General features: G+C 73.7%; 5 protein-coding genes. 3 read left to right on the plus strand and 2 right to left on the minus strand.

Translation table 11 applies throughout. The annotated features are described in order from the left end of the window. The first annotated feature begins 99 nt into the window (after positions 1-99). From ACPC54_RS35070 to ACPC54_RS35080, 3 genes are all read left to right on the plus strand, one after another. Positions 100-1,101, plus strand: coding sequence for an NUDIX hydrolase (locus ACPC54_RS35070; RefSeq protein ID WP_498970519.1), 1,002 nt, complete (start codon positions 100-102; stop codon positions 1,099-1,101). Between the two features lie 77 nt (positions 1,102-1,178). Next, on the plus strand, positions 1,179-1,739 hold the full coding sequence (locus ACPC54_RS35075) for an NUDIX domain-containing protein (RefSeq protein ID WP_498970521.1): 561 nt from the start codon (positions 1,179-1,181) through the stop codon (positions 1,737-1,739). Between the two features lie 127 nt (positions 1,740-1,866). After that, positions 1,867-3,885, plus strand: a complete 2,019-nt coding sequence (locus ACPC54_RS35080; protein WP_498970523.1) for an acetoacetate--CoA ligase — start codon at positions 1,867-1,869, stop codon at positions 3,883-3,885. Between the two features lie 64 nt (positions 3,886-3,949). On the opposite strand, the gene ptsP is transcribed toward ACPC54_RS35080, so the two are convergent. Then, positions 3,950-5,620 (minus strand): phosphoenolpyruvate--protein phosphotransferase, encoded by a 1,671-nt coding sequence (gene ptsP, locus ACPC54_RS35085; protein WP_498970525.1) that lies wholly within the window; start codon positions 5,618-5,620, stop codon positions 3,950-3,952. A 77-nt stretch (positions 5,621-5,697) separates the two neighbouring features. Then, positions 5,698-6,147: a PTS sugar transporter subunit IIA gene (locus ACPC54_RS35090; protein ID WP_498970527.1), complete on the minus strand. Its 450-nt coding sequence runs from the start codon at positions 6,145-6,147 to the stop codon at positions 5,698-5,700. Between the last annotated feature and the right edge of the window lie 493 nt (positions 6,148-6,640).

The following is a 6,640-nucleotide window of genomic DNA, read 5'->3' on the forward strand; positions in this document are numbered from 1 at the left end:
GGGAAAACCATTTGCCGCCCGGGAACGCCTTCGCTACGTTGTGCTCAGCCAGAGAACGACAGCCGCAGGTGCCCCGGCGAGCGCGGAGAGGAGCCGACGATGACAGCGGACGACGACACGACCGCCGCGCCCACCGTGTCCGTCGGCGAGCCCGCCGGCCGGCCCGCCGAGCCGCCGGACGAGCAGCAGTGGCTCGCCGCGTACGACCCGCGCGCCTACACCCCGATCGCCGTCACCGTCGACGTGGTCGCCCTGACCCTGCGCCACGGCAGCCTGCACGTCCTGCTCGTCGAGCGCGGCGCCCCGCCCTACCAGGGCTGCTGGGCCCTGCCCGGCGGCTTCCTGCGCGCCGGCGAGGAGGGCCTGGACGAGGCCGCCGCCCGCGAGCTCGCCGAGGAGACCGGCCTCCAGGGCGCCTCCGAGACCGAGGCCGCGCTCTGCCGCCTCCACCTCGAACAGCTCGGCACCTACGGCGCCCCCGACCGGGATCCGCGCATGCACGTCGTCTCGGTCGCCTACCTCGCCTTCGCCCCCGACCTGCCCGACCCGCAGGCCGGGACGGACGCCGCGGCCGCCGCCTGGCACTCGGTCGCCGGCCTCGACCTGCCCACGCGGCCGAGCTGCCGCCCCCGAGCCGCCGTTGGGCCCGCCGACTCCCACGGGGGTGGTGTCGGCGGGCCCAGCGGCCCCTGCCCGACCGCGGAGCAGCCGATCCGGCTGGCCTTCGACCACGCCCGCATCCTCGCCGACGGCCTCGACCGGGTGCGCGCCAAGCTGGAGTACAGCCCGCTCGCCACCGCCTTCCTGCCCTACGACTTCACCATCCCGGACCTGCGCGCCGTCTACGAGGCCGTCTGGGACGAGAAGCTCCACCCCGGCAACTTCCACCGCAAGGTCCTCTCCGTCCCCGGCTTCGTCGAGGGCACCGGCGCCACCACCCAGCGCACCGGCACCCGCGGCGGCCCCCGCGCCCGCACCTACCACGCGGGCGGCGCCAGCCTCCTGCACCCCGCCCTGCTCCGCCCCGCCCGGGAGAGCGGCCCCGGCGAGGACACCCCCGGCGAGGACGCCCCGGGCAGCACCGTCCCGGACTCCGGCTGACCGAGCGGCAGTTCGCGGCCGCCCCGGTCTCCGGCATACCCGCCCGCCCGGCCCACCCCGCGGGCTACCATCCGGCCATGACCACCGATCACGCGCACCAGGCGGCCCACCGACCCCACTCCCACTGCCACTTCTGCGGCACCGCCTACCCGCCCGGCACCCGGGAGTGGCCCCGGACCTGCCCCGGCTGCGCCGAGATCAGCTACCGCAACCCGCTGCCCGTCACCATCGCCGTCCTCCCCGTCATCCGCCCCGACGCCGAGCCCGCCCTGGTCGTCATCCGCCGCACCATCGAGCCCCGCTCCGGCGAACTCGCCTTCCCCGGCGGCTACATGGACTACGGCGAGAACTGGCAGCAGGCCTGCGTCCGCGAGCTGCGCGAGGAGACGGGCATCGAGGCCGACCCGGCCGACGCCACCCTGATCTCCACCGCCTCCGACCCCAACGGCCGCTTCGTCTTCCTCTGCGGCCTGCTCCCCGCCCGCCCGCTCGCCGAACTCCCGCCCTCGGTCCCCACCGACGAGACCGAAGGCTGGCTGCTCGCCACCGCCGACACCACGCTCGTCTGGGATTTCCACACCGACATCCTGCGCTCCTGGTTCAACGGCGATTTCGACGGAAAGCCGGCCCTGCGCTGACCACCGCGGTACCCCCGGCCGACCCTGGCGCAGCGGGCGCGCACATGGCAGGGTCTGCTCCGACAGCCCAACCGGACGGGTCGCCACCAGCACTCCCGTCCCCACCACCGGCCGGGAGACCACCACCGTGAGCACCCCACCCCAGGACCGACCCCTCTGGCGCCCCGACGCCGCGCGCGCCGCGGCCACCAGCCTGGTGGCCTTCCAGGCCTGGGCCGCCGAACACCACGGCGCCCCGGCCGCCCCGCTCGCCCCGGCCGAGGACGACCAGCAGGCCGCCCAGCGCTACGCCGCCCTGCACGCCTGGTCCACCGCCGACCTCGACCGCTTCTGGACGGCGGTCACACAGTGGTTCGACGTCCGCTTCACCGAGGCCCCCGAGGCCGTCCTCGCCGACCCGGCCATGCCCGGCGCCCGCTGGTTCCCCGGCGCCCGCCTCAACTACGCCGAGCACGCCCTGCGCGCCGCCGAGGACGCTGCCAACGCCGACCGCCCGGCGATCCTGCACCTCGACGAGACCACCGAGCAGCCCGCCGTCCTCACCTGGTCCGAACTGCGCCGCCAGGTCGGCTCCCTGGCCGCCGCCCTGCGCGCCCGCGGCATCGGCCCCGGCGACCGCGTCAGCGCCTACCTGCCCAACGTCCCGCAGGCCGCCGTCGCCCTCCTCGCCACCGCCGCGGTCGGCGCGATCTGGACCAGCTGCGCCCCCGACTTCGGCGCCCGCAGCGTCCTCGACCGCCTCCAGCAGATCGAGCCCGCCGTCCTGTTCGCGATCGACGGCTACCACTACGGCGGCAAGGACCACGACCGCACCGACGTCGTCGCCGAGCTGCGCCGCGAACTGCCCAGCCTGCACACCGTCGTGCACGTCCCGCTGCTCGGCGCCCCCGCCCCCGAGGGCGCCCTGCACTGGGACGACCTGGTCGCCGACGACGTCGAGCCGGTCTTCGAGCCCGTCCCCTTCGACCACCCGCTCTGGGTCCTCTACTCCTCCGGCACCACCGGCCTGCCCAAGGCCATCGTCCAGAGCCAGGGCGGCATCCTGCTCGAACACCTCAAGCAGGCCGGCCTCCACCTCGACCTCGGCCCGCAGGACCGCTTCCTCTGGTATACCTCGACCGGCTGGATGATGTGGAACTTCCTGCTGGCCGGCCTCCTGGTCGGGTCCACGATCGTCACCTACGACGGCAGCCCCGGACACCCCGACACCGGCGCCCTGTGGTCCGTCGCCGCACGCACCGGCGCCACCGTCCTCGGCACCTCCGCCGCCTACGTGATCGCCAGCCGCAAGGCCGAGCTCCACCCCGGCCGCGACCTCGACCTCTCCGCCGTCCGCTGCATCGGCACCACCGGCTCCCCGCTCCCGCCGGACGGCTTCCGCTGGATCTACGACGAGGTCAAGGAGGACGTCTGGCTCGCCTCCGTCAGCGGCGGCACCGACGTCTGCTCCTGCTTCGTCGGCGGCGTCCCGACCCTCCCGGTGTACCTCGGCGAGATCCAGGCCCCCTGCCTCGGCGCGGCCGTCGAGTCCTGGGACGTCCAGGGCCGCCCGCACACCGACGAGGTCGGCGAGCTCGTCGTCACCCGGCCGATCCCGTCCATGCCCACCGGATTCTGGAACGACCCCGAGGGCACCCGGTACCACGACAGCTACTTCGACGTGTACCCGGGCATCTGGCGCCACGGCGACTGGATCACCGTCACCTCCCGCGGCACCGTCGTCATCCACGGCCGCTCCGACTCCACCCTCAACCGCCAGGGCGTCCGGATGGGCTCCTCGGACATCTACGAGGTCGTCGAGCGCCTCCCCGAGATCGCCGAATCCCTGGTCATCGGCCTGGAGGAGCCGGACGGCGGCTACTGGATGCCGCTGTTCGTCGTGCTCGCCCCCGGCGCCGAGCTCGACGACGCCCTGATCGGGCGCATCCGCACCTCGCTGCGCACCGAACTGTCCCCGCGCCACGTCCCCGACGAGGTGATCGCCGTCCGCGGCCTGCCGCACACCCTCACGGGCAAGCGCATCGAGGTCCCGGTCAAGCGCATCCTCTCCGGCACCCCGCTGGAGCAGGCCGTCAACCCCGGCTCCGTCGACGACATCGACCACCTGCGCTTCTTCGAGCAGGTCCGCCGCGACCGCCAGGCCTGAGCAACGCCGAAGGGGCGCTCCACCACCACGAGGGTGGGGGAGCGCCCCTTCCGGGCCGTGCCCGTTACTCGCCCGACAGCACCTGCCGCGCCGCGGTCCGCGCCTCCTCGGCGCTGTCCGCCGCCCGGGCCGCCTCGGCCGCCCGGCGGCACTGCGCCAGCGTGTACTTGGCGAGTGCGGTGCGCACGTACGGGATCGACGCCGAGCCCATCGACAGGCTGGTGACGCCCAGACCGGTCAGCACCACGGCCAGCAGCGGGTCCGCGGCGGCCTCGCCGCAGACGCCGCAGCTCTTCCCGGCGACCCGGGCCGCCTCGGCGGCCGCGGCGATCAGGTCCAGCAGCGCCGGCTGCCACGGGTCCTGCAGCCGGGCCAGCGCGCCCACCTGGCGGTCGGCGGCGAAGGTGTACTGAGCGAGGTCGTTGGTCCCCAGCGAGAGGAACTCGACCTCCTGCAGGATCGCCCGGGCCCGCAGCGCGGCGGACGGAATCTCCACCATCGCACCGAACTTGGCGTCCAGCCCGGCCTCGCGGCAGGCCTGCGCGAAGTCCCCGGCGTCCTTGCGGTCGGCCACCATCGGGGCCATCACCTCAAGGTGCACCGGCAGGCCCTCGGCCGCCGTGGCCAGCGCCCGCAGCTGGGTGCGCAGCACCTCGGGGTGCTCCAGGAGGGTGCGCAGGCCGCGCACGCCCAGCGCCGGGTTCGGCTCGTCGGCCGGGGTCAGGAAGTCCAGCGGCTTGTCGGCGCCCGCGTCCAGCACGCGCACCACGACCCGGCCCTCCGGGAAGGCCTCCAGCACCTTGCGGTACGCCTCGACCTGCTTCTCCTCGCCGGGAGCCTTCGCCGAGTCGTCCAGGAACAGGAACTCGGTGCGGAACAGGCCGACGCCCTCCGCGCCGTTCTCCAGCGCCGCCGGCACGTCCGCCGGGCCGCCGACGTTGGCCAGCAGCGGCACCCGGTGGCCGTCCGAGGTCTGCCCCGGGCCGGAGGAGGCGGCCAGCGCGGCCTTGCGCTCGGCGGCGACCGCCCGCAGCTCGTCCTGCTTCTCCTGCGTGGGGTCGAGCAGCACGTCGCCCGAGCTGCCGTCCACCGCGACGACGGTGCCCTCGGCGACGTCCGTCGCACCCGGCAGCGCGACCACGGCCGGCACGCCCATCGCCCGCGCCAGGATGGCGCTGTGGCTGGTCGGCCCGCCCTCCTCGGTCACGAAGCCGAGCACCAGCGTCGGGTCGAGCAGCGCGGTGTCGGCCGGCGCCAGGTCCCGCGCGAACAGCACGTACGGCTCGTCGCTGTCCGGCACGCCCGGCATCGGTACGCCCAGCAGCCGCGCCACGATCCGGTTGCGCACGTCGTCCAGGTCGGCGACCCGCCCGGCCAGGTACTCCCCGGCGGAGGCGAGCAGCGCACGGTAGGCGGCGAAGGCGTCGTACACGCCGCGCTCCGCGCTGCTGCCGACTGCGATCCGGCGGGCGACGTCGGCCATCAGCTCCGGGTCCTGCGCCATCAGCGCCTGGGCCTCCAGCACGCCCTGCGCCTCACCGCCGGCCAGGTTGCCGCGCGCGATCAGGTCCGCGGCGACGGCGTCGACGGCGGCCTGCGCACGAGCCTGCTCGCGCGGTGCGTCCTCGGTCGGGATCTGGGTGGCCGGGGGCTCCAGCACAGCCGTGCCCATGTGCCGCACCTGGCCGATCGCGACCCCGTGGCTGACACCCACGCCGCGCAGTGTCTTCTCCATGTACGTACCTGTTCTCCGCTGAGTACCGGGCCGCCCGGCAACGCGTGCGGGGCGGGTGTGGGGGATGAGAGGAGAGGTCAGCTCCAGCTGAAGAGCTCGTCGCCGGCCTGGGTCTCGCCGTCCTCGCGCACGGCGCCCAGCGAGTCCGCGGTCGCCTCCAGCGCCACGATCGGGGAGATCGGGGACTTGCCCGCCTCCTCGACGGCGGCCGGATTCCACTTGATGACGGCCTGGCCGCGGACCACCTTGTCGCCCTTGTTGACGAGCAGCTCGAAGCCCTCGCCGTTCAGCTGCACGGTGTCGATGCCGAGGTGGGTCAGCACACCGTGGCCCTCGTCGTCGACGACGACGAACGCGTGCGGGTGCATGGAGACGACGACACCGTCCACCGGCGCGAGCGCCTCGGTGGGCTCGCGCACCGGGTCCACCGCGGTGCCGGGGCCGACCATCGCACCCGAGAACACCGGGTCCGGAACGTTCGCGAGCCCGACGACCCGACCAGTCAGCGGCGACGTCACAGTGGTCATGGTTGTGCCTCCCAAGTGCGCAGTACTAGCGAGCGGCCGCGAGCAGCGGCGCAACGATCAACTGAAGCCTAATTCATGTCAACTTCAGGCATCTGTTGACATTCCAGGGCGAAGCTCCCCGCCCCGCCCGCCCTGTCGGCCGGCGACCCGTCGGCCGCTAGTGGTCTAGTCCTCTTGGCCGATGCGCCGCACTCTACAGGCATCTTGGCGAATCGAGGCCATTGCTGTATATGCTCGCGAGAGCAACAAATCATGCCGCCGCCCGGGTGACTCCGGGCGTGCCCCGATTCGCGCTCCGCTCGGCGACCCGCTATGGTTGGTCGAGTCGCCGCGACTTCGCGGTTAACACCAGATTTCAGATGCGAATAGCCCCGGTAAACGGAGCGGAAAACATCTGGTAAGCTGGAAACACGAAAGAACGAAGCGCCCGGAGGGCCCGCTGGAAGGCGGCTCGAAGGAAGCGTCCGTTCCTTGAGAACTCAACAGCGTGCCA

Origin of the sequence: Kitasatospora sp. NPDC094028, assembly GCF_049543595.1 — a bacterium.
Taxonomy (GTDB): Bacteria; Actinomycetota; Actinomycetes; order Streptomycetales; family Streptomycetaceae; genus Kitasatospora.

Bases quoted from the DNA above. Each gene is read 5' to 3' on its own strand.
- ACPC54_RS35070 (WP_498970519.1), top strand. From the start codon at position 100: ATGACAGCGGACGACGACACGACCGCCGCGCCCACCGTGTCCGTCGGC.
- ACPC54_RS35075 (WP_498970521.1), top strand. From the start codon at position 1,179: ATGACCACCGATCACGCGCACCAGGCGGCCCACCGACCCCACTCCCAC.
- ptsP (WP_498970525.1), bottom strand. From the start codon at position 5,620: ATGGAGAAGACACTGCGCGGCGTGGGTGTCAGCCACGGGGTCGCGATC.
- ACPC54_RS35090 (WP_498970527.1), bottom strand. From the start codon at position 6,147: ATGACCACTGTGACGTCGCCGCTGACTGGTCGGGTCGTCGGGCTCGCG.